This window comes from Winogradskyella sp. KYW1333, from assembly GCF_003335675.1.
GTDB lineage: Bacteria > Bacteroidota > Bacteroidia > Flavobacteriales > Flavobacteriaceae > Winogradskyella.
Genome location: NZ_QPHL01000015.1, coordinates 60,526 through 85,657 on the forward strand (window position 1 = coordinate 60,526; position 25,132 = coordinate 85,657).

At 33.9% G+C, this 25,132-nt stretch carries 21 protein-coding genes and 1 pseudogene; 7 read left to right on the plus strand and 15 right to left on the minus strand.

What is annotated here, in order from left to right:
• Positions 1-165 precede the first annotated feature (165 nt).
• From DUZ96_RS05945 to DUZ96_RS06015, 15 genes are all read right to left on the minus strand, one after another.
• Positions 166-606: a heavy-metal-associated domain-containing protein gene (locus DUZ96_RS05945; protein WP_114301042.1), complete on the minus strand. Its 441-nt coding sequence runs from the start codon at positions 604-606 to the stop codon at positions 166-168.
• Positions 607-627: 21 nt separating this feature from the next.
• Positions 628-2,400, minus strand: coding sequence for an efflux RND transporter periplasmic adaptor subunit (locus tag DUZ96_RS05950; protein ID WP_114301043.1), 1,773 nt, complete (start codon positions 2,398-2,400; stop codon positions 628-630).
• A gap of 2 nt (positions 2,401-2,402) precedes the next feature.
• Positions 2,403-3,113 (minus strand): PepSY domain-containing protein, encoded by a 711-nt coding sequence (locus DUZ96_RS05955; RefSeq protein ID WP_114301044.1) that lies wholly within the window; start codon positions 3,111-3,113, stop codon positions 2,403-2,405.
• A gap of 6 nt (positions 3,114-3,119) precedes the next feature.
• The gene (locus DUZ96_RS05960; RefSeq protein WP_069674105.1) at positions 3,120-3,851 is read right to left on the minus strand and encodes a heavy-metal-associated domain-containing protein; all 732 of its coding nucleotides are present in this window, start codon (positions 3,849-3,851) and stop codon (positions 3,120-3,122) included.
• Positions 3,848-4,573, minus strand: coding sequence for an acetolactate decarboxylase (locus DUZ96_RS05965; RefSeq protein ID WP_069674104.1), 726 nt, complete (start codon positions 4,571-4,573; stop codon positions 3,848-3,850). The genes DUZ96_RS05960 and DUZ96_RS05965 overlap by 4 nt, the downstream gene beginning before the upstream one ends.
• A 3-nt stretch (positions 4,574-4,576) precedes the next feature.
• Positions 4,577-5,812, minus strand: a complete 1,236-nt coding sequence (locus DUZ96_RS05970) for a TolC family protein (protein WP_114301045.1) — start codon at positions 5,810-5,812, stop codon at positions 4,577-4,579.
• On the minus strand, positions 5,809-9,516 hold the full coding sequence (locus DUZ96_RS05975) for an efflux RND transporter permease subunit (RefSeq protein ID WP_109352962.1): 3,708 nt from the start codon (positions 9,514-9,516) through the stop codon (positions 5,809-5,811). Before DUZ96_RS05975 ends, DUZ96_RS05970 begins: the two co-directional genes overlap by 4 nt.
• Before the next feature lie 109 nt (positions 9,517-9,625).
• Positions 9,626-10,039 carry an HYC_CC_PP family protein gene (locus DUZ96_RS05980; protein WP_224476888.1) on the minus strand — a complete coding sequence of 138 codons (414 nt, stop codon included), beginning with the start codon at positions 10,037-10,039 and terminating at the stop codon, positions 9,626-9,628.
• Between the two features lie 71 nt (positions 10,040-10,110).
• Positions 10,111-12,063, minus strand: a complete 1,953-nt coding sequence (locus DUZ96_RS05985) for a heavy metal translocating P-type ATPase (RefSeq protein ID WP_069675413.1) — start codon at positions 12,061-12,063, stop codon at positions 10,111-10,113.
• 10 nt (positions 12,064-12,073) lie between these two features.
• Positions 12,074-12,280 carry a GDCCVxC domain-containing (seleno)protein gene (locus DUZ96_RS05990; protein WP_083236541.1) on the minus strand — a complete coding sequence of 69 codons (207 nt, stop codon included), beginning with the start codon at positions 12,278-12,280 and terminating at the stop codon, positions 12,074-12,076.
• Positions 12,280-12,873 (minus strand): mercuric transport protein MerTP, encoded by a 594-nt coding sequence (merTP, locus tag DUZ96_RS05995; RefSeq protein ID WP_069674101.1) that lies wholly within the window; start codon positions 12,871-12,873, stop codon positions 12,280-12,282. Before merTP ends, DUZ96_RS05990 begins: the two co-directional genes overlap by 1 nt.
• Positions 12,870-13,232 carry a DUF3703 domain-containing protein gene (locus tag DUZ96_RS06000; RefSeq protein ID WP_069674100.1) on the minus strand — a complete coding sequence of 121 codons (363 nt, stop codon included), beginning with the start codon at positions 13,230-13,232 and terminating at the stop codon, positions 12,870-12,872. Before DUZ96_RS06000 ends, merTP begins: the two co-directional genes overlap by 4 nt.
• Positions 13,233-13,288: 56 nt before the next feature.
• On the minus strand, positions 13,289-13,702 hold the full coding sequence (locus DUZ96_RS06005; protein WP_069674099.1) for a Fur family transcriptional regulator: 414 nt from the start codon (positions 13,700-13,702) through the stop codon (positions 13,289-13,291).
• Between the two features lie 2 nt (positions 13,703-13,704).
• Positions 13,705-15,891, minus strand: a complete 2,187-nt coding sequence (locus DUZ96_RS06010; RefSeq protein WP_114301046.1) for a TonB-dependent receptor — start codon at positions 15,889-15,891, stop codon at positions 13,705-13,707.
• A 49-nt stretch (positions 15,892-15,940) separates the two neighbouring features.
• The gene (locus tag DUZ96_RS06015) at positions 15,941-16,261 is read right to left on the minus strand and encodes a DUF6660 family protein (RefSeq protein WP_079738439.1); all 321 of its coding nucleotides are present in this window, start codon (positions 16,259-16,261) and stop codon (positions 15,941-15,943) included.
• A gap of 159 nt (positions 16,262-16,420) precedes the next feature.
• On the opposite strand from DUZ96_RS06015, the pseudogene DUZ96_RS06020 reads away from it, so the two are divergent.
• The 7 genes and pseudogenes from DUZ96_RS06020 to ilvA form a co-directional block, all read left to right on the plus strand.
• A pseudogene (locus DUZ96_RS06020) lies at positions 16,421-17,059 on the plus strand (tyrosine-type recombinase/integrase); the annotation flags it as partial.
• A 502-nt stretch (positions 17,060-17,561) separates the two neighbouring features.
• On the plus strand, positions 17,562-18,428 hold the full coding sequence (locus DUZ96_RS06025) for a branched-chain amino acid transaminase (RefSeq protein ID WP_068485144.1): 867 nt from the start codon (positions 17,562-17,564) through the stop codon (positions 18,426-18,428).
• Positions 18,429-18,434: 6 nt separating this feature from the next.
• Entirely contained in the window at positions 18,435-20,111 is a 1,677-nt protein-coding gene (gene ilvD, locus DUZ96_RS06030) for a dihydroxy-acid dehydratase (RefSeq protein ID WP_114301048.1), read from the plus strand.
• 21 nt (positions 20,112-20,132) lie between these two features.
• Complete coding sequence (ilvB, locus tag DUZ96_RS06035) at positions 20,133-21,854, plus strand: biosynthetic-type acetolactate synthase large subunit (RefSeq protein ID WP_181855240.1); 1,722 nt, start codon at positions 20,133-20,135, stop codon at positions 21,852-21,854.
• Positions 21,855-21,858: 4 nt separating this feature from the next.
• The gene (ilvN, locus tag DUZ96_RS06040; RefSeq protein WP_114301050.1) at positions 21,859-22,395 is read left to right on the plus strand and encodes an acetolactate synthase small subunit; all 537 of its coding nucleotides are present in this window, start codon (positions 21,859-21,861) and stop codon (positions 22,393-22,395) included.
• A gap of 4 nt (positions 22,396-22,399) precedes the next feature.
• Positions 22,400-23,872 carry a ketol-acid reductoisomerase gene (ilvC, locus tag DUZ96_RS06045; protein ID WP_114301051.1) on the plus strand — a complete coding sequence of 491 codons (1,473 nt, stop codon included), beginning with the start codon at positions 22,400-22,402 and terminating at the stop codon, positions 23,870-23,872.
• Positions 23,869-25,128, plus strand: a complete 1,260-nt coding sequence (gene ilvA, locus DUZ96_RS06050) for a threonine ammonia-lyase IlvA (protein WP_114301052.1) — start codon at positions 23,869-23,871, stop codon at positions 25,126-25,128. Before ilvC ends, ilvA begins: the two co-directional genes overlap by 4 nt.
• The last annotated feature ends 4 nt before the right edge of the window (positions 25,129-25,132 follow it).

Sequence of the window (25,132 nt, forward strand, 5' to 3'; positions counted from 1 at the left end):
TACAAAATTGGCACATTGAATATCAACATATTTATAAAAATTTCTTTCTAATATATTTCAAGCCTTACATGAATCTACCACACTTTTCATGAAATGATTAGCGATTCTTATTTCATTACATAAAATAAAAAAGAGCCTTCCTAAAAAGACTCTTTAATTATTGGCTTAATGGTCGTGATTTGAATGGTCATCACTTTTTTCTTCACCAGATTGATTCATCATCATTTCGTGGTCGTATTTACAACAACCTGGTAAACCATCATATGCTTCTTCATCACCTGCTACTTTTTCGGTATCATATCCTGAAGCTGCGATTGCTTTATGGATTGCCATTGCATCGGTTTTTGTATCATCAAAAGACACGTCAATCTTCTTTTTATCGACATCCCAATTAGCACTTGCTACACCTTCAACACCGTTAGCTGCTTTTTCGATGGTACTTTTACACATTCCGCAATTACCTCTTACGCCAAAAGACAGGTCTGTCATTGCCATATCTTTTGACATTTCAGTAGTTGTGGTTTCTGTTTCTTTTTTGGTTTCGTTTTTACAACTTGTTAAACCTAATGCTGCTATTACAGCTACACTTAAAATTACTTTTTTCATTGTTTAAAAATTTAATTGTTATTATTCTATTACTTGTTTTACTTCTCCACAGGTTAGCATTGCTTCACCAAAATATGGGTTGATTACTTTTTCTTCTTTGCTCAACCAATATGCACCATTATTGTTATCTGCCATTGGACAAAATTCCACATAAACCTTTTCATTTACACCAAATAGTTGTACAGCATTGATTAGATGTGATGATAAATGTTTAAAATGGTCTCTTTGTGATTCTATATCGGACGTTTCAGAAATTGAAGTTGCAGAAGATTTTATTTCGCCTTCTAATGACATCCAATGGTTATGCGCCTTATTATCTGACAACAATTTCATATCTACTTTGTTCAATTCATTTAATAAAGTTTTTGTGCTTGTTGAAGTACTTTTTGAATCTTCTTTTACTAAAGCATCTTTTAAATTGATATACGCATTGAAAACAGCTTTTAACTGCTCTTGAAATTTCGCTGATACTTCCAAACGCTCATTCATATTAGTGTGGTCACTTTCTTTGTTAGATGCATTGTTATCCATACCTAAATGACCTTCGTGTCCAGTCATTACTTTACCACCATCTTTATTCATCATAGACTTTTTCCCTTGTAATTGTGCTGCTGCATCAACCGTAAATGTACCGTTAGTCACTATTTCATTTCCAACAAATAATCCTTCTACAACTTCATATTCATTTCCAATTTGATTGCCTAATTTAATTTCACGCATTTCAAAAATAGGTTGGTCTGGATTTGTTTTAAGGTACACCACAGAACGTTCACCTGTCCATAACACAGAAGATGTAGGAATTGTTAATACTTCGTCATTTTTAGCTGTACTGCCTTCAATATTTGCGGTTACAAACATTCCTGGTTTAAATACATCATCCTTGTTGTTTAGAACCACACGCAAGGTTACTGTTCTTGTTTTCGTGTTTAAAACTGGGTCAATGAAATCTACTTTACCTTTAAACTCTTTATTAGGATAAGCATTGGTTGTTATCATCACTTCCTGTCCTTTTTTAAAGCGGTCAATCTGATTTTCATACACATCAAAATTTCCCCAAACTGTGTTTAGATTGGCAATTTTTAATAAGGGTTGACCTTGTTTAATGTAATCGCCTTGCTCTACCAATTTTTCTGTAACAGTACCCGAAAAGGTTGCATAAACAGGAAAGTTTTCTTTCACTTTTCCAGTTTCTTCAATCTGATTGATTTGATTTTCAGAGAGCTTCCATAATTTCAGTTTATTACGGACTGCTTTGTATAAAGCAGGTTGTGATTCTTTTAAAGATGCTGCTGTAATTAATTCTTGTTGTGCTGCATAGAGTTCTGGCGAATAAATGGTTGCCAATAATTGACCTTTACGAACTTCTTCGCCTGTAAAACTCACATTCAAACGCTCAATTCTTCCAGCGAAATAACTTACTTGTACTGCATTGGCTTCTTCGTTTTCAGCAATTTTACCAGATAGTTTTATGGTATTGCCTTCTGCATTGCCTTTACCCACGACGGTTGTTTGGATATTGGCTAAAGCCATTGCGTTTTCTGTGAGCTTGAATTGGTCTGCTAACAGGCCATCTGCACTATTTTCAGCAGGAATTAAATCCATACCACAAATAGGACAATCGCCTGGTTCTGGTTTCATAATCTGCGGATGCATAGAGCACGTCCACATTTGATTGGTTTTTACTGATTCAGATTGATTTTGTTTTGTATTTTCATTTGACGAATTACCAAAAATCAACCAACCTAATAGTAAACCAACTACTAATATTCCGATATAAATTATATACTTTTTCATTCCTATTTATTTTTTCTTTTAATTAACTTCCTAATCGAAGGTGAAGACGTGTACCATAGTAAAAATCCACTTAAAACGGTTATCAATCCTAAAAGTGAAAATGCTCTTAATACTATTGTATTAAAGTTGTCTCTGCCTTCATAGTCCATAGTATGTGTCATCCAAAGAAAATCAAACCAACGCCAAGAACGATGTCTTACGGTTTGAAATTTTCCGTCGCTTACAGAAACGTATGCTTTTAGTGCTTCATCTGTTTTATATGAGATAACATAAGCAGGTAGTAGTTTTTCTCGATACTCGTGGTGTTTTCCAGTTTCAGTAATTTGCTCAACAGATTCTACCTCTAAACCACTTTTCATATGGTTTTTGGCAATATAGAGTGCCTCATCCTGCGTAATACTATTTTTTGGCATTCCATCTAAAGCATTATACAATTGCTCTTTATTTATCCAATAGTACGGTGCATTATCAATATCTCTTAATTCAATAGTCTTTATTCCATTTGAAACATCCATTTCTGAAGGACTTATTAAACTATTAAATGCTTTGGGTTGATACTCCAAGTTTTTAAATTGGTCTCCGTGTATTTCATCGATGTTCGTCCAACTAAAGTATAAACCACTAATAGTCCAAAACAGGAATTGAATCCCTAAAAAGAGACCCAAATACCTGTGGGTTTTTCTAATTTTTAACGCCGTATGTCTATTTACCATAACAATTTAATTTATAAGCATTAATGTCGCCATTACAATCATAATAGCATTTTCAATAAAAGTGGCTTCTGTCATAGGTAATTTTAAAGCAGTACCTAAACACGCACATCGTATTGATTTTTTGTCCAATAATGTTTTTGTTACTCCAATTGTTGTTATCCCTAATACTATTAGTGTAATTATTAAAGCTATATTAATTTCAAACCGCATTAAAAACATCAGTCCTAAAGCTGTTTCAATAAATGGATAAACTTTCCCATAAAAAGGAACACGTTTAGCTAAAGGGTCGTACATACGAAAGGATTCTGGAAAACCTTTTAAATCTAACATCTTGAAAAAACTAAAAACGATGTAGAATAAGCCCATAAAGTCCAGCATAAACTCGCTCCAACTCCAATTTTTATAATTTAACAATACGCTTGCTGACGCTATATAGAAGATGATGAGTAATAGTGGTTTAAGTTGTTGTAATTTGCTTTTTTCTTCTTCAATCTCAAAACTTGAAGATTGCGTAGACGTAAAAACATTCTTTATTTCTTTTTGAGTTATGGTATATTTCGATGCTAAAGACTTTTGAAGTTCTACAATATCAATATGTTTATCCATAGTTATTGTTGCTTCTTGATTTTCAAGATTAACTTCGACATCGGAAACATCATCTATATCTCTTAAACTGTTTTCTACAGATGCTTTACAACTGCCACAGGTCATTCCTTTTATTTTATATATATGTTTCATTTTTTTGGTAGCTTTAATGTTACTGTTTGATTAAATGATAAATCATCAATATGACCAGCAATAGCATTATCATCAGTTTTAAAATGCATATGCATATTGGTAGTATGATGAGTGAAAACTGCTTTATGCTTTGTGGAATAGAAGCCTATAATTTGAACTCTTCTATTTGCTAAAGTTCCATTTAAACCAGATTCCTTATGCTTTTTATGGTTGTGGATAGTATCACCATCTTTCCAATTTATGACGTGCCAATCCACAGAGGCGATTATACCTTCTAATAAGAAAGGAAATGGTTCTTCAGTATTGATTCCACTATTTGTGGCGAGTTCAAAAATTTGTTCTTCTAAATCACTTTTTGTCTTACTATTCTCGATTTGAAAAGTATCCCATTCTTCCACTTCAGCATATACTAATAAAGACGCTTTTAGACTATAAGAATCTTTAATTTGCAAGCTACTATCAATCACAAAGCTGTTGCTCGGTTTACTATCAAATATTTGTATTTCACCTTTGAGATTATCTACAGCACCAAGAGCATATAGATGTTTCTTTTTTGAAAGTGTATCTAAACTAATTACGGGTTGAATGTTACCAGACATTATTGTTCTTAAAGCTCCCGAATGTTTTACTAATATTGAGACTTCTTTTTTGTGTGTGTTTTGGCAAGAGGTAAAAGCAATTACCATTATTACCAATACGATTATATATGTTGATTTATTCATAGTTTAATTAGTTAAATAATTAATTATAGTAGTTTGTACAAAGTAGGTCTTCACAGATTCTATTTGGTTCATTTGAAACTTTAGCTGTAACTCTTGAATGTCTAAAACATCATTAAAATCAATCGTTCCTGTTTCATAGCTTTTGATTAAAATATCTTCTGCATCTTTTGCTTGTTTTAGGTTTTTAGTTTGAGTAGTATAACTTATTCTTGCAGAAATACGCTCATTAATCGCCTTGCTTAAAAGTGTTTCCAAAGTGTTTAATCGTTCCTGTTTTTGAGCTGTAATTTCCTGCTGTTGCAACTCATTTTGTTTGGTTTGGGATTTGTATTTCTTATTGAAAATTGGGATAGAAACCGAAACCATTGGCATTACAATATCCTTTCCGTTATCGCTGAAATCCATATTTGGCCTTTCTGAAACATTGATATAATCTAATCCAAAACCAATCATTGGACTGCTTTCTTTTTGATTTAATAATTCTGATTGCTCTATGGATTGATAGAGCTTATCATATTTTAGTAATTCAGGATGTAATGCTAAATTTTCAGAAGTAATATCAAAGTCTTCAGAAGGTATCATTACACTATCTACCACATTCACGGTAACATCATTATCTCTATTCAATAGATTATTGAATTTGGTTTGTTCTGCTAAAAATTGTTGTTGCAATACATCTTTTAATTGTTGCATTTCGTTTTGACGCATTTGCAATCGCAACACATCTACTGCGGATGCTTTACCAACCTCAACAGAAGTTAATGCCAACGTCTCATAAGTTTCTAATAGTTTAATGTTTTCAGTTAAGACCTCTTGCTTTGCTTTGTTCGCGTATAGATTATAATAGGATTGTGATACCGAAGCCATTAGTTTTCGCTTTGCGATAACAATGTCCTCGTATTTAGCATCTGCCAATGAACTCACATAATTTTCTCTCGATGTAATGGTTCCGAACCACGGTAACATTTGTTTAGCAGATACTTTAAAGCGTTGTGCACCTGTTCTGGTTTCCGGTTCACTTACAAAGTAACCAACTCCAAATTCGGTGTTCGGAATGGTATTGACTTCATTCACTTTTTCAGAAGCTCTTTTGTATTGTAACTCAAACTTTTGAATTTCTGGATTGTTTGTTAAGGCTTCATCTATGAGTACTTCTAATTGTTGTGCATTTCCTTTGAGAACAAAGAATAACGAACAAAGAAAAAAGACTGTTTTTATGTGTGATTTTATGTGTTTCATTTTACAGTTCTTTTAAGTTGAACTTCGGCTTTCCAGCTATATAATACTGGTACTACAAATAAGGTTATTAAGGCTATAAGCATTCCACCAAAACTTGGTATTGCCATAGGAATCATAATATCGCTACCACGTCCTGTTGATGTTAATACTGGTAATAATGCTAATATGGTTGTAGCTGTTGTCATTAAGCAAGGTCTGATACGTTTTTCTCCTGCTTCTACAACAGATGTTCTTACTTCCTTTTTATTATCTGGTGTGTTTCTATTGAAAGTTTGCGTTAAATACGTTGCCATAACTACACCATCATCCGTTGCAATTCCGAAAAGAGCAATAAAGCCCACCCAAACTGCAACACTTAAATTAATAGGATGCATCTGAAATAAATCACGTAGATTTTCGCCAAAGAAATTGAAGTTTAAAAACCAATCTTGACCATAGAGCCATATCATTAGAAATCCGCCTGCAAATGCTACTGCAATACCTGTAAATACCATTAATGATGTACCTACAGAACGGAATTGGAAATACAGAATTAAGAAAATAATTGCTAATGCTAAAGGCACAACAACCGACAAGGTTTTTTCGGCTCGCAACTGATTTTCGTATGTTCCTGTGAATTGATAATTAATACCTTTTGGTACTACTAATTCGCCATTATCTATTTTTTCTTGAATTAAGGCTTGTGCATTTTCTACAACACTTACTTCTGCGAAACCATCCATTTTATCAAATAATACATAGCCTACTAAAAAGGTGTCTTCACTTTTAATTACTTGTGGACCTTGTTCATATTTTATTGTTGCCAATTCGCTTAAAGGAACTGGACTGCCTTTTTCTACTGGTACATAAATCTGTTTTAAGTCGGTTGGATTAGCTCTTAACTCTCTTGGGTATCGAACACGTACACCATAACGCTCTCTACCTTCAACGGTTTGGGTTAATACCATTCCGCCAACTGCAACTTTAAGTACATCTTGTACATCTTGTATTGAAATACCATAACGTGCAATTTTTTCTCTATCAATATCAATTAACAAATAGGGTTTCCCTACGATACGGTCTGCAAAAACAGCTTCATCTTTTACACCTTCAGCTTGTTTCAAAATATCCTCTAACTGCACACCAAACGCTTCAATTTGTTTTAAATCTTGACCTTTTACCTTGATACCCATTGGCGCTCTCATTCCTGTTTGAAGCATTACCAATCTGGTTTCAATAGGTTGTAGCTTTGGTGCAGAGGTAACACCAGGCAATTTGGTGACTCTTACAATTTCATTCCAAATATCGTCTGGTGATTGTATTTCTGGTCGCCAATTTCTATAAAACTCACCATCATTATCTTCTATTAATTGAGAGTTTTTAATTACGCTCAAAGTAACATCTTTAGTATTATTTGGATTTGCGATGAATCGTCCATCTTTCAATTCAAACAAACCATCTTCATTTATTTTATAGCGTTGACGTTCTTCGTTTTCATTAAGCATATATTCTGGTTTGTACTGAATGATATTTTCATACATTGATAATGGCGCTGGGTCTAAAGCTGATTCTGTTCTTCCTGCCTTACCAACTACGGTTTCAATCTCTGGAATACTGGCTACTGCCATATCTAATTGCTGTAAAACACGTTTGTTTTCTTCTACACCAGAATGAGGCATCGAGGTTGGCATTAGTAGAAATGAGCCTTCATTTAATGAGGGCATAAACTCTTTGCCTGTATTTTTCATAATGAAAAATCCTGCAATGACAATAGCTGTTGGGACAGACAAAAAGAGCAACTTATTATCTAAACACCACTTTAAAATACGTGTGTAGTATTTTATAAATAATGAGAAAACACCTAATAAACCAAAGCAAATAACACTCACAAAAATGAGATTCCAAAAAATGCTTTTATCAATGCCTAATGGTCTCCAGTATTCTGCTAACAAGAATACAATAGCTGATACCGAAATAATGATATTGATAAGATTAGCTTGCTTGTCTGTTATCTTACTTTGAAGATTGAGAAGTGCTGTAATTCCAAACGCTATCAAAATCAATCCTAACCAATATCCATAGACTATTGCTACAATTCCCAATGCTATTAAAACGCCATTTAAAACATATTTAAAAGTGTTATTAATGCTTTTCTTTCGAAATAAAAATGCAGCGAAAGGCGGAATTAAAAATAGCGCTACAATTATAGAAGCTGTTAATGCAAAGGTTTTTGTGAAAGCCAATGGTCTGAATAGTTTTCCTTCTGCACCAATCATCGTAAATACAGGAATGAAACTAATAATGGTGGTCATTACTGCGGTTACGATTGCACCAGATACTTCGGCTGTTGCGTTGTAAACTACCGTGTTAATGGATTGTGTGCCATCATCTTCATCTAAATGTCGAATTATATTTTCTGATAGTATAACACCAACATCGACCATTGTACCAATAGCAATAGCAATACCAGATAATGCGACAATATTAGCATCGACACCAAAGAGTTTCATCGCTATAAATACCATTAAAACTGCTACTGGCAGTAGTCCAGAAATTAATACGGACGCTCGAAGATTAAACACCATAATGATTATGACCAGAATGGTTATAAGTATTTCTAAAGTCAATGCCTCATTGAGTGTACCTAAAGTTTCTTGTATCAATTCTGTTCTGTCATAAAAGGGTACTATGGTTACTTGGGAAGTTCTACCATCCGCCAATACCTTTGAAGGTAATCCTGCACTTAATTCATTAATTTTTTCTTTTACGTTATTGATGACTTCCATTGGATTTGCACCATAACGAGCAACCACAACAGCACCAACAACTTCTGCACCTTCCTTATCTAAAAGCCCTCTACGTGTTGCAGGACCTAAAGAGACTTTTCCAATATCCTTAATTTTAATCGCTGTATAGTCTTCTGAAGTGACTACTGCATTTTCGATGTCTGAAATGGATTTCACATAACCCAAACCACGCACTAAATATTCGGCTTGGTTAATTTCCAAAGTTTGTGCACCAATATCTTTATTGCTTTCCTTAACCGCTTTTACAACGTGATGCAATCCAATATTATACTGACGCATTAGTTCTGGATTTACATCCACTTGATATTCTTGAACATAGCCACCAATAGAAGCAACCTCTGAAACACCACTTGCAGAGGACAACGCATACTTTACATAGTAATCCTGAATACTTCGTAATTCCTGTAAATCCCAACCACCAGTTACATTACCGTTTTCATCACGACCTTCAAGCGTGTACCAAAATATTTGTCCTAATCCTGTGGCATCGGGACCCAAAGCAGGATTAACACCTTCGGGTAATAAACCACTTGGTAAGGAATTAAGTTTTTCGAGAATACGACTTCTACTCCAGTAAAATTCTATGTCTTCTTCAAAAATGATATAGATACTTGAAAAGCCGAACATAGAGGAACTACGAATGGTTTTTACTCCAGGAATCCCTAACAAGGATGTGGTTAATGGATACGTTATTTGGTCTTCTATATCTTGTGGTGAGCGACCATCCCATTTGGTAAAAACGATTTGTTGATTTTCACCTATATCTGGTATGGCATCTACAGCAACAGGATTGCTTGGTAAGAATCCTGTATCCCAATTGAAAGGTGCGTTGACTGTTCCCCAACCTATAAAGAGAACTAATAATAAAACTGCTACGAGTTTATTTTCTATTAAAAATTTGATGCTTTTATTTAGCATTGGCTTTGATAATTAAACAATTAGACATTGGTGTTTGAAAAACACCGAATACAGCAAATTATCCTTACGACATTGCAGTCATAGGATAAAAGAGTCTATTGTTTAAAAATCAAATTAAGTATGTCTCGTCAATCTTGTAGAGTTGCCTGACGACGAGTGGCGGTTTATATTCTTCGTAAGTAGATACATTATTGTCTAAACCTTCAAAAAGGTTAATAAAAGTATAAACAAATGAAGCGATGAATACCTGTTGCTCAAATGAGATTTTGTCAACTTGCAATTGTAATTCGTCTTGACCTTCAATTGCTAATTGTTCATCATCACAACAATTTTTCTTGGTAATAGAACATCCTTCGGTTGAAGGCTTTTCCATTTCCATTCCGCACCCTTTGGCTTTTTGAAAGATAGCAGTTTCTACTAAAGTATCTCCACAATAATGCATATTCACAGTAAATGACATTGTAGAGCATAACACTACAAAAGCCATTGCTAAAGACATTATTTTATGGAAAAACTGCTTCATATTGATTGCGAAGTTACGAAATTTTAACAACTATTGATTTTGTTTAACAGAAGTTTAATTGAATAATCTGCTTAATCCCAACTCATTCGTTGTAATCTAACTGCATTTAAAATTGCTAATAATGCTACTCCTACATCTGCAAAAACTGCTTCCCACATTGTGGCTAAACCACCTGCTCCTAATATCAATACAATAACTTTAACTCCAAACGCTAAAATGATATTCTGCCAAACAATTTTTCTTGTAGAACGACTTATTTTAATGGCTCTAACTACTTTTGAAGGCTGGTCTGTTTGAATTATAACGTCTGCTGTTTCAATAGCTACATCACTACCTAAACCACCCATTGCAATACCAACGTTACTCGCTGCTAAAACTGGTGCATCGTTAATACCATCACCTATAAAGGCTATTTTGTTTTCAGGATTTTTCTTTAAAATTTCAACTTCGTTTAATTTATCTTCTGGTAGTAAACCACCTTTAGCATTTTCGATATTCAACTCTTTAGCGACTTGTTGCGTAATGGAATCTTTATCACCGGAAAGCATCATAATATTTTTAATGCCTACTTTGTGTAATTCTGTAATAGTTTCTTTTGCATCCTCTTTTAATTCATCCGCTATTACTACATAACCTGCAAATTGATTATCGATTGCAACTAATACTATAGATTCTACAATAGTTTCCGTTTCACTTGGAATATCAATACTATTGGTAGTCATCAAGGCTTTGTTACCTACTAAAACAGTTTTATCGTTTACTATACCTTTTAATCCTTTACCAGCAATTTCAGAAACTTCTTTTGCTTCATAGCTATTTTCAGTTCCTTTATATACCATTATGGCTTTAGCTATTGGATGCGTGGATTGTTCTTCCATCGCCATTAAATATTGCATAAATTCGGTTTCTTTCCAACCGATTGCTTTTACTTCTTTGATTTTAAAAACACCTTTGGTAACGGTTCCTGTTTTGTCCATTACCAAAGTATTTATCTTGGTCATTGCATCTAAAAATGAAGCACCTTTAAATAAAATTCCATTTTTTGAAGCTGCTCCCAAACCACCGAAATAACCTAATGGTATTGAAATCACTAACGCACAAGGACAAGATATTACCAAGAAAATTAATGCTCTGTATAACCAATCTCTAAATACATAATCATCTACAAAAAAGTAAGGTATAAAAGTAACACCAATAGCTAAAAACACTACAATTGGTGTGTAGATACGAGCAAACTGTCTGATAAACAATTCTGTTTTAGACTTACGAGCTGTTGCATTTTGAACCAAGTCTAATATTCTCGCAATAGAACTATCTTCAAAGATGTTGGTTACCTCAACTTCAATAACGCTTTCTAAATTAATACTACCTGCATAAACCTTTGCATCTTTCTGAATAGAATCTGGTTTGCTTTCTCCTGTTAATGCTGCGGTGTTTAGAGATGCTTTTTCGGATAATAAAATACCATCCAATGGAATTTTTTCACCTACTCGAATTTGTATTTTCTCGCCAATATTTACAGCTTCGGGCGATACACTTATATAATCACCATCACGAAATACATTGGCTTCTTTTGGCCTAACATCTAATAAGGCTTTAATATTTCCTTTTGCTCTATTAACTGCTGCGTTTTGAAATAATTCTCCTACTGCATAAAATAGCATTACTGCCACACCTTCAGGATATTCACCAATGATAAACGCACCAATGGTGGCAATAGACATTAAAAAGAACTCGGTAAAAACATCGCCTTTTATAAGACTTTTCCATCCTTCTTTAATTACAGGAAACCCAACTGGAATATATGCTAAAGTGTACCAAACTACTCGAATCCATCCTTCAAATTGAGGAATGGCATCAAAATAATCTACAGCAATTCCTACGATTAGCATCACAAAACTTATAAGTGCTGGAATGTATGTTTTGAATGCACTTCCATTTCCGTGGTCGTGACCATCATCGTGAGAATGTTGTTCTTCTGAATTTGGTTTTAAATCTCTTAAATTGACTTTCTTTTTTTTCATCAAGTTAGTTTTAACAACAACTTTTATTTTCTTGAATTGGTGGACAGGGAACTGTTCCATAAGAACAATACACACAACAATCACCTTCGTTTGGTTTTAGAACCGTTTTACAATGCTCACACTCGTAGAAGAATTGACAAGCATTTGTTGGCATATCTTCTACTTTTTTATGTCCGCAGTTAGGGCAAGTGATTTCCGATTTTAATATGGTTTTCATTAATTTTCTTTTTTGTTAGTTACTTTATAACCTGTTGCGTTAATTGCTTTCTCAATCTCCAATTCATTGGTTTTAGTTTCGTCAAACTCAATGATTGCGTTACCATTTTCGTATGATGTTTTTGAGTTTACAATTCCGTTAAGTTTATTTACTTCGTGGTTAACGTGTGCTTCACAACTGGCACAAGTCATTCCACTTATTTTATACTCTATTGTTTTTATATTTGATTTATCAACTATTATGATTTGTTTTTCGGTTTTTGGATATAACATACTTGAGTAGTATGGGAAAGCCAACATCACAATTGCAAAAGCTGTTACAATGCCTAAAAAGGTTTTTGACTGCATAAATTTTGGTTCTTTATCCGTTTCACATTCACAGTCGATTTCTTTTTCTGGTTTTAATTTTTGATACCAAGCAAAGAGAAGAACTAATATAGTTAGCCCTATTAAGTAAGGTCTAAATGGTTCTATCCAAGAAAAAGTTGAAGCTACACCACTTGTTCCTGCAATTAATGCCAAAACAGGTGTGATGCAACACAATGAAGCTGTGATTGCTGTTAGGATACTTGTAACCGCTAATTTATTTTTCATTCTATATCTAATAATTTTTCAATGTCTTTTGGAATAGGCATACGTTTTAATGGTGGTACGTTTGCGCCACCAGTATTACCAAGTGGAACGTGATTTATAAATGATTTCCAGCCACCCACAAACAACCTAACTATTTGACCTATTACTTCTTTAGTATCTTTTTGTCTAAATCCAAATTTTAGCATTAGCCAATGTGAATAGGTATGTTCTATAGGATAAGACTGTCCTATTATATGACTACGCTCTAAATGAAACCAAGCATAACCAAACTGTTTATTTTCTAAACATAAACTGTATTGTTTTATTTCTTCGTTATAAGCCTGTTTAAGATGTTTAGGTATTTTAGTATTAAACTTCATATCCACTAATTTTGGATAAAAGTAATTTAATAGTAAGTGCAATGGAAGTGCATTTGTTATCCACTACACTTATCACATATACCTTTTACAACCAAGTTTACATTTTCCGAAACAAAGCCATCAGGCACTTTAATTTGAGGGATTTTATGGTTTGTTAAGCAAATGGTTTCATTGCAATTGTTACAATGGAAGTGTAAGTGTAAATCTGTTTTTATATCACAACTACAACCTTGTTCACACAATGCATATTTAGTAATTCCTGTGCCATCATCAATTTGATGTACAATATCCTTTTCTTCAAAAGTTTTAATAGTTCTGTATAAGGTAGTTCTATCTGCTTTTTCAAAAGCATTTTCAATGTCACTCAATGTTACTGCTATCTCTTTTTCTGCAAGAAACTTATATATAAGCAAACGCATTGCCGTTATGCGAATATCTTTTGACTCTAATAATTGTTCTATTGTTTCCATAATTAATCGTGGTGTTCGTTTCCAAATGGTTTAATAATAAGTCCTACACTAAATATAAAACCATCTGTTGGCGCATATATTTCTGGGAAAACAGGATTTTCGTGAGGTGGTAAAACCAAAGGTGAAAACCTGCTTTGTCTTCTATCTGTAAAGTTTTCAAAATTTACAAATACACTTCCTAATTTAAAGTTACGCATAACCAATAAGCCCATAGTTACAAAGTCTGTAGTCTCTGTTCCATTAGATAAAAACTGTTTGCCTGTATAAAAGGTTTCGTAACCAATTCGCCATTTTTCAGATTCGTACATTAATACACTACCTGCGTTGTGCTTTGCGGTTAATGGCTTCTGTGGATTACCAGGTAAATAATTTAGTTTAGTATCAATAAGCGCATAGTTTAAAAACCATCTAAAGTCTTTGTATGTAAATTTTATATTTGTTTCTGCTCCTTTACTAAATATTTCATCTGTTGCATTTTCAAACTGAAATAATCCATTATCTGTTGAATTTAAAAGCAATCCATCATTTATTGCAGTCACATAGAATAATTGATTTATAGAAAAACCAATCTCATCAGATAAACGTGTTTGATAATTCAAATCAAAATTAACACCATAAGAACGTTCTGCATCTACTGTAGACTTATTTATTGCAAGCACATTTTCAAAATTGATATATTCTGCTTCCTCTGTAAAAATATCTGGAATCTTATACCCTAAACCTCCACCAATTCTACTTGAAAATCCACTATTATTTTTATAGAGTAGTGAAATTCTTGGAAGTGGAAAGAAACCGAAATCAGTATTATAATCTGCTCTTAATCCAGTTTCCAATATCCAATTATCTGATATGTCGAAGATATTATTTGCAAATGCTCCAAAGGTTACATCTTTTTGGTCTCGCTGTAATGGTGCGTTATCATTTTCATCGAAATTTGAGGTATATAGATTAGCTCCAACTATCCAATCCGTTTTTTCTGATGCTGTATTATATGTGATTTCAGTAAAAGTATTTGTTTGTTTGCCATCAAAATTAAAATCAGGAACTGTTAAATTTCTATCGAAAAAAGAGACACTATTTTTAAATTCTAATGAACTTATAGAATCTAATTGAGTTTGATATACCAATTGACTGCTTAATCGTTTTGAATTGTTCTCTTCTGTGTATTGATGAATACCATCTTCACCATTTTCAATTTTGGTAATATCTCCGCCAATTCTATCATCATACGTTCCGTTTAATCCAAACCAAAGTGTTGTTTTATCTGATGGATAATAAAATAATTTTGGATTGAATGAAATTGATGTCGTTTTTGGTAAATTACTAAAACCATCATCTTCTGGGTCATACGCTTTTTGATAGTGACCAGAGCCGTAAAGTGAAACACCGAATTTTTCATTTCGTTTGCTATAAAACACATTGGCTGTACTTCCTAATGCTTGTGTCTGCGTGAGCATTATGTCTAATGCAGGTTCTTCGTCTGGTGTTTTAGATACCATATTTACTAATCCTGCAATAGCACCTCCACCATAAAGTGTTGACGAACTTCCTTTAATAATTTCAAATTGTTGTAAGTCTAAAGGTGGTATTTGTAAAATACTTAACCCACTTGAGAAACCACCATATAATGGAAATCCATCTCTTAAAAGCTGTGTGTACCTACCATCTAAACCTTGAATACGAATATTGGTACTCCCACTACTTAATGATGTTTGTTGCATTTGTATTCCTGTGCTTTCACGAAGCACCATAGAAATATTAGTAGGATTCATTATTGCTTTTTCTCCTAATTCCTCTGCACCTATAAACTCTATACGTGTCGGTATTTTTCTAACGGTTCTCGTACTTCTTGAAGATTGCAGTACTACAGCATCTAATTGATTACCACCTTCTTTTAATTTAAAGACTAACGCTGTATTACTTGGAATTTGAATTGTTGTCTCAAATGCTTCAAAGCCTAAAAAGGAAATTATTATTTGATGCTGACCATCTGGTATTTCTGTAAAAGTTGCAATACCATCAAAATCGGTTACTGCTCCTTTTTCTAATGCTTCAAAATAAACCGTTGCGCCCAATAAAGGCTCGTTTTCAGCTTCTGTTAGGACTTTTATTTGTATGTCTGATGTTTGTGCCTGTAACGATAGGCAAAGTATTAATATGAGCTTTATGCTCAATAGGTATTTATTCATTGAATTGTATTTGTAATTAACTAAATAATTGATTTAAAATCGATTTGTTTTAGCTGATTACTTGTGGCGGATGCCAAATATTGGAAAGGAAATTAAACCCGTAAATAGGTTGATATGTAGAAATTAAATCCGTTGAGATTTCAATATTAAGTTTTAAATCAAATGTCTTGATGGGTTCGTAAGTAATTGTCATACCGCAACAATTACAAATACAAGTTACAGGACAAGAATCGTCGCTATCTTCTTGATGATTATGATTTGTACTTATCTCGTCTTGATGCTGCTGGTCTTCTATATTTTGCCCATCAGAACAAGGCTTTGCTGAAAGCAATAGTATAATTAATGATAATATGATTGTTACAAATTTCACAAGTACAAAGATAAAAATTTAATGATGCAATGGTTGTGCAATTATTTTATTTAAGCGACAACCTTTGCTTTCTCCTTTAAAGTTTCAAGATGCTTTACCATATTGCTTTTACACCATACCTCTTGTTTTATTGTTGGTGGATGACCAATAGCCTTGGTTAACTCTTCCATCAACCAAAGTATCAACAGTATAAAATTTTATTATGAGGTTGTTCTTGGCATGCCAAACAGGTTCTACGAGATTGAAAGGCCTAGAAAAGACAGAAAATTACCAACGGTCCTTTCAAAAAATGAAGTGATTGAACTTATCGATGCTACTAATAACTTAAAGCATAGATGCATACTGTCACTACTCTACTCATCTGGGTTGAGAAGGAGTGAATTGCTAAATCTCAAAATTAAGGACATTGACAGTCAAAGGATGTTGATTAAAGTTGAAAATTCTAAAGGGAACAAAGACCGTTACACTTTGCTAGGTGATAAAATGCTTAAAGAACTAAGGACGTACTACAGGGAATACCGCCCTAAAGAATACTTGTTCGAAGGGCAGACAAAACCGCAATATAGCGGAAGTAGTATTACTAAGATCATAGATTCTGCTGCCATGAAGATTGGCCTTAAAAAAAAGGTTACGGCACATACCTTGAGACACAGCTTTGCAACCCATTTATTGGAAAACGGAACGGATCTAAGGCATATCCAAGCATTACTGGGGCATAACTCAACAAAAACCACCGAAATTTACACCCATATTGCTTCCACAAGCTTTGATTACATTAAAAATCCGTTAGATTTGTAGGTATAAACATAATGGGGCTAAACGTAATACGTTTAGCCAACTGTTGTGCTTAATTTAGAATAACTGAAGAGAATCAGCACAACCATATTCATGGATGTCAAGTAAATACAACAGAAATAAAACTTCTCATTAGGTTTTATAAAAATAAAGTGTACATTTGCACCTAAATGAAAAACAGAAACATTATAGCATCTATTTTGGAAATCGTGATTATTAGTCACGAAAGATAAGGATGCCTATAAATGAAATATATTTATTAAAAGCCATCCAGTTAGGATGGCTTTTTTTTGATTAAAATTTCAGAATAAACAAACAATGAAAACACAAAATTTAAATTCAATCTACTTGATGACTACTATAATAAGCAAAATTATTATTAGCATAATTATTTTACCGCCCAGGTGAGAATGTAATTGTATTGATATAATATAAAAGCCCTTCTCAAAAAATATGAGAAGGGCTTTTTTTTTGACTAAAAAATTAATAAACACAAAATAAAAAAATGTATTACAACAAAGAAACCCAAATATTTTTGGATGGCCAATGGATAAAAGCCCAAAATGGAAAAACGAATCTGTATAGTCAAACGCTACATTATGGAGCTGGTGTTTTTGAAGGGATTAGATCTTACAAAACAGATAAAGGCGCAAATATTTTTAAAGCTAAAGCACATTATGAAAGGTTGCATTATTCAGCAGAAAAAATGCACATCAATCTGAAGTATTCTGTTCAGGAATTAATTGATTTAAGTTATGAATTACTAGAAAGAAACCAATTGGAAGATGCTTATATCCGTCCTTTGGTTTATTTAGGCGAAAATATGTCTCTTCAACCCACAGAAGATGTTCACGTAATGCTTTGCGCTTGGCAATGGGGAAGATATTTAGGCGATACGCAGCTCAAATTAATGACTTCATCTTTTCAGAGACCCAATCCAAAATCTTGTTTTGTAGAAGCCAAAGTAAGCGGTCATTACACCAATTCTTTATTGGCAACTACCGAAGCGAAGCAAAAAGGTTTTGATGAAGCTTTACTTTTGGATATGAACGAAAATGTGGCCGAAGGACCTGGAGCAAATTTCTTTTTTGAAAAAGACGAAAAATTATTTACTGCACCATTGGGAAATATCCTTTCTGGTATAACACGACAAACTATTTTTGAATTAGCAGAAGATTTAGGTTTTGAAGTAGTAGAAAAGTTTTTTAAAGTTGAAGAAGTATATCAGGCAGATGGAGCCTTTTTCACAGGAACGGCAGCAGAAGTTGCTGCAATTGGAAGTTTGGACAATCACAGTTTCAATTTGCCTTGGGAAAAAACTTTAGGCTATCAATTGGAAGATGCTTATCAAAAATGTGTTCATATAAAATAAATAAAAATGGAATTAAATAAATACAGCAAACGCGTAACTCAAGACGATTCGCAACCAGCTGCAAAAGCAATGTTGCACGCAATCGGCTTAACAAAAGAAGATTTTAGTAAACCTTTTGTGGGCATTGCTAGCACGGGTTATGAAGGTAACCCTTGTAATATGCACCTCAACGATTTAGCACTTGAAGTTAAGCACGGTACCAAAAACGCCAATTTAGTAGGTTTAATATACAACACTATTGGTGTAAGTGACGGTATTTCTATGGGAACTCCAGGAATGAGATATTCATTACCATCAAGAGATGTAATCGCAGATTCTATGGAAACAGTAGTGGAAGGAATGTCTTATGACGCATTGGTAACAGTTGTTGGTTGCGACAAAAATATGCCTGGCGCATTAATGGCCATGCTCAGAACAAACCGACCAGGCGTTTTGGTTTATGGTGGAACTATCGCATCTGGTTGTCACAAAGATAAAAAACTAGATGTAGTTTCTGCTTTTGAAGCCTGGGGACAAAAAGTAGCAGGTAAAATAGATGAAAAAGAATATCAAAATGTAATAGAAAAAGCATGTCCTGGAGCTGGTGCTTGTGGCGGAATGTACACAGCAAACACTATGGCATCTGCTATTGAAGCTTTGGGAATGTCTTTGCCATACAATTCTTCAAACCCAGCCTTAGGAAAAGAGAAAAAAGTAGAAAGTATAAAGGCTGGTGAAGCCGTTCGTTTATTGCTTGAAAAAGACATTAAACCAAAAGACATTGTTACCAAAAAAGCATTAGAAAATGCCATAAGATTAGTAATGATAATGGGCGGCTCTACCAATGCCGTATTACACTTTTTGGCAATTGCCAGAACTGCTGAAGTGGAATTTACCTTAGATGATTTTCAAAGAATAGCAGATACAACTCCTTTTTTAGCAGACTTGAAACCAAGCGGACAGTTTTTGATGGAAGACGTTCACGAAATTGGTGGAATTCCTGCGGTTTTAAAATATTTATTGAAAAACGGTTTATTACACGGAGATTGTTTAACCGTTACAGGAAAAACTTTAGCCGAAAATCTTGAAAACGTTCCAGACTTAAAAGCCGGTCAACAAATTATAAAACCATTAGAAAATCCTATAAAAGAAATGGGGCATTTAAGAATACTGAGAGGAAATTTATCGCCAAAAGGTGCTGTTGCAAAAATTACAGGAAAAGAAGGTCTTCAATTTACTGGAACTGCAAAAGTGTTTGATTCAGAATATGAAGCCAATGATGGAATTCGAGATGGAAAAGTAGTAAAAGGAGATGTCGTAGTTATAAGGTATGAAGGGCCAAAAGGTGGTCCAGGGATGCCTGAAATGCTTAAACCTACTGCGGCAATTATTGGTGCTGGTTTGGGAAATGACGTTGCCTTAATAACTGACGGTAGATTTTCAGGTGGAACACACGGCTTTGTAGTAGGCCACATTTCACCAGAAGCACAAGTTGGTGGACCGATTGCTTTTGTACGAAATGGTGATAAAATAACCATTGATGCTATAAAAAATACCATTGATTTTGAAATTTCAAAAGAAGAATTAGCAAAACGAAAAGCCAACTGGAAACAACCCGATTTAAAACACAAAAAAGGCGTATTGTATAAATATGCACGATCGGTTTCGTGTGCATCTGAAGGATGTGTTACAGATGAATTTTAAATAAAAAACAAACCCCTAAAAATGGAAGAATTAGCAATAAAAACGACAACAAAACAACAAGTAATGACTGGCTCGCAAGCTGTCGTTCATTCACTTATAGCAGAAGGAATTGATTTAATATTTGGCTATCCAGGCGGAGCAATTATGCCTGTTTATGATGCACTTTATGATGTAGAAGCTAAGTTAACACACATTTTAACCAGACACGAACAAGGCGCAACACACGCAGCACAAGGCTATGCCAGAGCAACAGGAAAAGTGGGTGTTTGCTTAGCTACCTCAGGGCCTGGAGCTACCAATTTAATTACTGGAATAGCAGATGCACAAATAGACTCTACGCCATTGGTGTGTATTACGGGACAAGTAGCAAGTCATTTATTAGGCACAGATGCTTTTCAGGAAACGGATATTATTGGTATTTCAATGCCTGTTACCAAATGGAATTTTCAGGTAACTAAAGCAGAAGAAATTCCTTATGCTTTAGCAAAAGCTTTTTATATAGCAAGAACAGGAAGACCAGGTCCCGTTTTGGTAGATATTACTAAAGATGCTCAATTTGAAACGCTTGATTTTGAGTATAAACCTTTTAAAGGAATGAGAAGTTATGTGCCAACTCCTCAATTAGATTTAGAAAAAGTAAAAGAAGCCGCAGTATTGATTAATGCTGCCAAAAAACCACTTGTTTTGTTTGGGCAAGGTGTGCTTTTGGCAGAAGCCGAAAAAGAGTTTAAAGCATTTATAGAAAAGGCGGATTTGCCTTCGGCTTGGACCATTATGGGTTTGTCGGCCTTAGATTCTGACCATAATCTGAATGTAGGAATGTTGGGAATGCATGGCAATTACGCACCCAATAAATTGACCAATGAATGTGATGTTTTGATAGCAGTAGGTATGCGTTTTGACGATAGAGTTACTGGTGACTTAAGCAGATATGCCAAGCAAGCAAAAGTGATTCATTTGGAAATAGATCCTGCGGAAGTTAATAAAAATGTAAAAACAGATGTTGCCGTTTTGGGAAATGCTAAAGAAAGTTTAAGTGCATTAACTGAATTAATTAATGAAAACGAACATGAAAATTGGCTGGCAAAATTCAGAAATTTAGAAAAAGAAGAGTTTGATGAAGTGGTCAAAGATGACCTTAATCCGACAACAGAATTGATGACAATGGGTGAAGTGATGGATAAAATAAACCTTCATTCGGATCAAAAAAACATTATTGTAACAGATGTTGGGCAACACCAAATGGTAGCTTGCCGATATGCCAAATTTAAACAAACACGTTCCTTAATAACTTCTGGAGGCTCGGGAACTATGGGCTTTTGCTTGCCAGCTGCCATTGGTGCAAAAATGGGAAGACCAGATGCACAAGTTATTGGAATTATTGGAGATGGTGGTTTTCAAATGACCATTCAAGAATTAGGAACAATTTTTCAGTTTAAAACTGCAGTAAAAATTGTAGTTATGAATAATGAATTTTTAGGAATGGTAAGGCAATGGCAAGAGCTGTTTTTTGAAAAAAGATATGCCTCAACTACTATGGTCAATCCAGATTTTCAAACCATAGTAAATGGCTATGGAATTAAAACTAAAAAGGTAGAAAAAAGAGAAGATTTAGAAGCAGCAGTAAAAGAAATGTTGGCGCACGAAGGTTCGTATTTTCTTGAAGTGATGGTTGGGAAAGAAAACAATGTATTTCCAATGATAGCAACTGGTGCATCTGTTTCAGACATAAGATTAAAATAAAACTATGGAAAAGAAAAGATTTACAATATCCGTATTTACAGAAGATGTAGTGGGAATACTCAATAGAGTGTCAATAATTTTTACAAGAAGGAAAATAAATGTAGAAAGTATTGCTGCGTCTGAAAGCGAAATTAAGGGAATTTACAGATATACAATTGTAATAACAGAAACAGAAGACCAAGTAAAAAAAGTGGTAGGTCAACTGGAAAAACAAGTAGAAGTGGTGAAAGCTGTTTTTCATCCTGATGATGAAACTGTGCACCAAGAAATAGCACTTTACAAAGTGAAAACAGGTGTTTTGGCCTCTGGTGGAAATGCAGAAAAAATTGTGCGTTCACATAATGCAAGAGTTTTATCTGTAGAAACGGAATTTACAGTTTTAGAAAAAACGGGACACAAAGAAGAAACACAACAATTATTTGATGATTTAAAACCTTTCGGAATATTGGAATTTGTACGTTCTGGAAGAGTTGCTATTACCAAACCAATGAAAACATTATCGTCAATAGTAGAACAATTAGAAGGATTAGTAAAAAATTAAAAAAATGGAAAATTATTTCAATACATTATCATTTCGAGAGCAATTAGCACAATTAGGAAAATGTGATTTTATGGATGCCTCAGAATTTACAAATGGCGTAAGTGCTTTAAAAGGGAAAAAGATTGTCATTATAGGTTGTGGCGCACAAGGTTTAAACCAAGGTTTAAATATGCGAGATTCTGGTTTAGATGTTTCTTTCACTTTAAGAGAAAGTGCTATAAAAGAGCGAAGACAATCTTTTAAAAATGCAAATGAAAACAAATTTAAGGTTGGAACTTATAAAGAAATGATACCAACCGCAGATTTGGTTATAAACCTCACGCCTGATAAACAACATACCGATGTGGTAAGTAAAATAATGCCTTTAATGAAAAAAGGAGCAGCTTTATCTTATTCTCACGGTTTCAATATTGTAGAAGAAGGAATGAAAATAAGGGAAGATTTAACAGTAATAATGATGGCTCCAAAATCGCCTGGTTCGGAATTAAGAGAAGAATATAAAAGAAATTTTGGTGTACCCACTTTGATTGCTGTTCATCCAGAAAACGACCCGAAAAATGAAGGACTTGAATTAGCAAAAGCCTATGCCGTTGCCACTGGTGGAGATAAAGCTGGTGTGTTACATTCTTCTTTCGTAGCTGAAGTAAAATCAGATTTAATGGGCGAACAAACCATACTTTGTGGCGTGTTGCAATCAGCATCTATACTTTGCTTTGATAAAATGTTAGAGAAAGGACTAGAGGCAGGTTATGCTGCAAAACTCATTCAATATGGCTGGGAAACTTTGACAGAAGCCTTAAAGCAAGGAGGCTTAACTAATATGATGGACAGACTTTCAAATCCTGCAAAAGTAAAAGCATACGAACTGGCAGAGGAATTAAAAACAATTATGACACCTTTATTTAACAAACATATGGACGATATTATGTCAGGAGAATTTTCAAAAAGGATGATGAAAGATTGGAAAAATAATGACAAAGATTTGTTGAACTGGAGAAAAGCAACTGGCGAAACCGTTTTTGAGCAAACAAAAGCAACAGACGCTTTCATTAGTGAGCAAGAGTTTTTTGATAATGGAACTTTATTAGCAGCTTTCATAAAAGCAGGTGTAGAATTGGCTTATGAAACTATGACAGCTTCAGGAATAAAAGCAGAATCTGCTTATTACGAATCACTGCACGAAGCACCATTAATTGCCAATACACTAGCTCGAAAAAAACTATATGAAATGAACAGAGTTATTTCTGATACCGCAGAATATGGCTGTTATTTATTTGATCATGCTTGTAAACCATTATTAGCCAATTTTATGACAAACATAGAAACACGTTTAATAGGAAAACAATTTTCAATAGATAATCAAGTGGATAATAAAAAATTAATAGCAGTAAATCAAGCTTTGAGAAATCATCCAATAGAAAAAATAGGTGCGACTTTGAGAACTTCTATGAGCGCAATGCAAAAACTAAAAAAATGACCTCAGAAACTCAATATATTACTTTAGAAAACGTGAAAAAAGCAGCATCTCTTTTAAGAGATGTTGTTTTGGAAACGCCATTACAAAAAAATCAGTATTTGTCTGAAAAATATGAGGCTAATATTGTTTTTAAACGAGAAGATTTACAAGGCGTTCGTTCTTATAAAATAAGAGGAGCTTATCATAAAATTTCATCATTAACTGGCGAAGAATTAGAGCAAGGAGTCGTTTGTGCCAGTGCAGGAAATCACGCGCAAGGTGTTGCTTTTTCTTGTAAAGCAAAAAAAATAAAGGGTGTTATATTTATGCCAACGATTACACCCAATCAAAAAATAGAACAAGTAAAAATGTTTGGCGGAGATTATGTAGAAGTGGTTTTAAATGGCGATACTTATGATGATGCTTCTTATGCAGCCACAGATTATTGCAAAGAAAAAAAGATGTCTTTTGTACATCCTTTTCACGATATAAAAGTAATAGAAGGGCAAGCAACCATTGCTTTAGAAATATTAGCACAAAGCAAAACACCTGTAGATTATTTGTTTTTGCCTGTTGGTGGTGGTGGTTTGGCTGCTGGTGTTTCCAGTATATTTAAAGAACTTTCTCCCAACACAAAAATTATAGGTGTTGAACCAAAAGGCGCAGCTTCAATGTCTGTTTCAATAACTAATGGATTTAACACAAAAATAGAAAACATAGATAAATTTACTGATGGCGCATCTGTCCAAAAAGTAGGTGATTTAAACTTTGAAATTTGTAAAGAAAATTTAGACGAAATGGTAACCGTTCACGAAGGAAAAGTGTGCCAAACTATTTTAGATTTGTACAATAAAAACGCTATTGTGGTTGAACCTGCTGGTGCGTTAACCACAGCAGTTTTAGACCAGTTTTCTACTGAAATAAAAGGTAAAAATGTAGTTTGTTTAATTAGTGGCTCAAATAATGACATTACTCGAACAGAAGAAATAAAAGAGCGTGCTTTGCTTCATTCTGGACACAAACATTATTTCATCATAAAATTTCCGCAAAGAGCAGGTGCTTTACTAGAGTTTTTAAATGATATTTTAGGTCCAAATGATGATATTACCCATTTTGAATATTCCAAAAAACACAACAGAAATTCAGGTCCAGCCATTGTTGGTTTAGAAATAAGTAACCCAAGGGATTTAGACGGACTGATTCTAAAAATGAAAACAAAAAATTTCTTTGGAGAATATTTGAATGATAAGCCAGATTTGTTTCAAGTTTTGATTTAGCAAA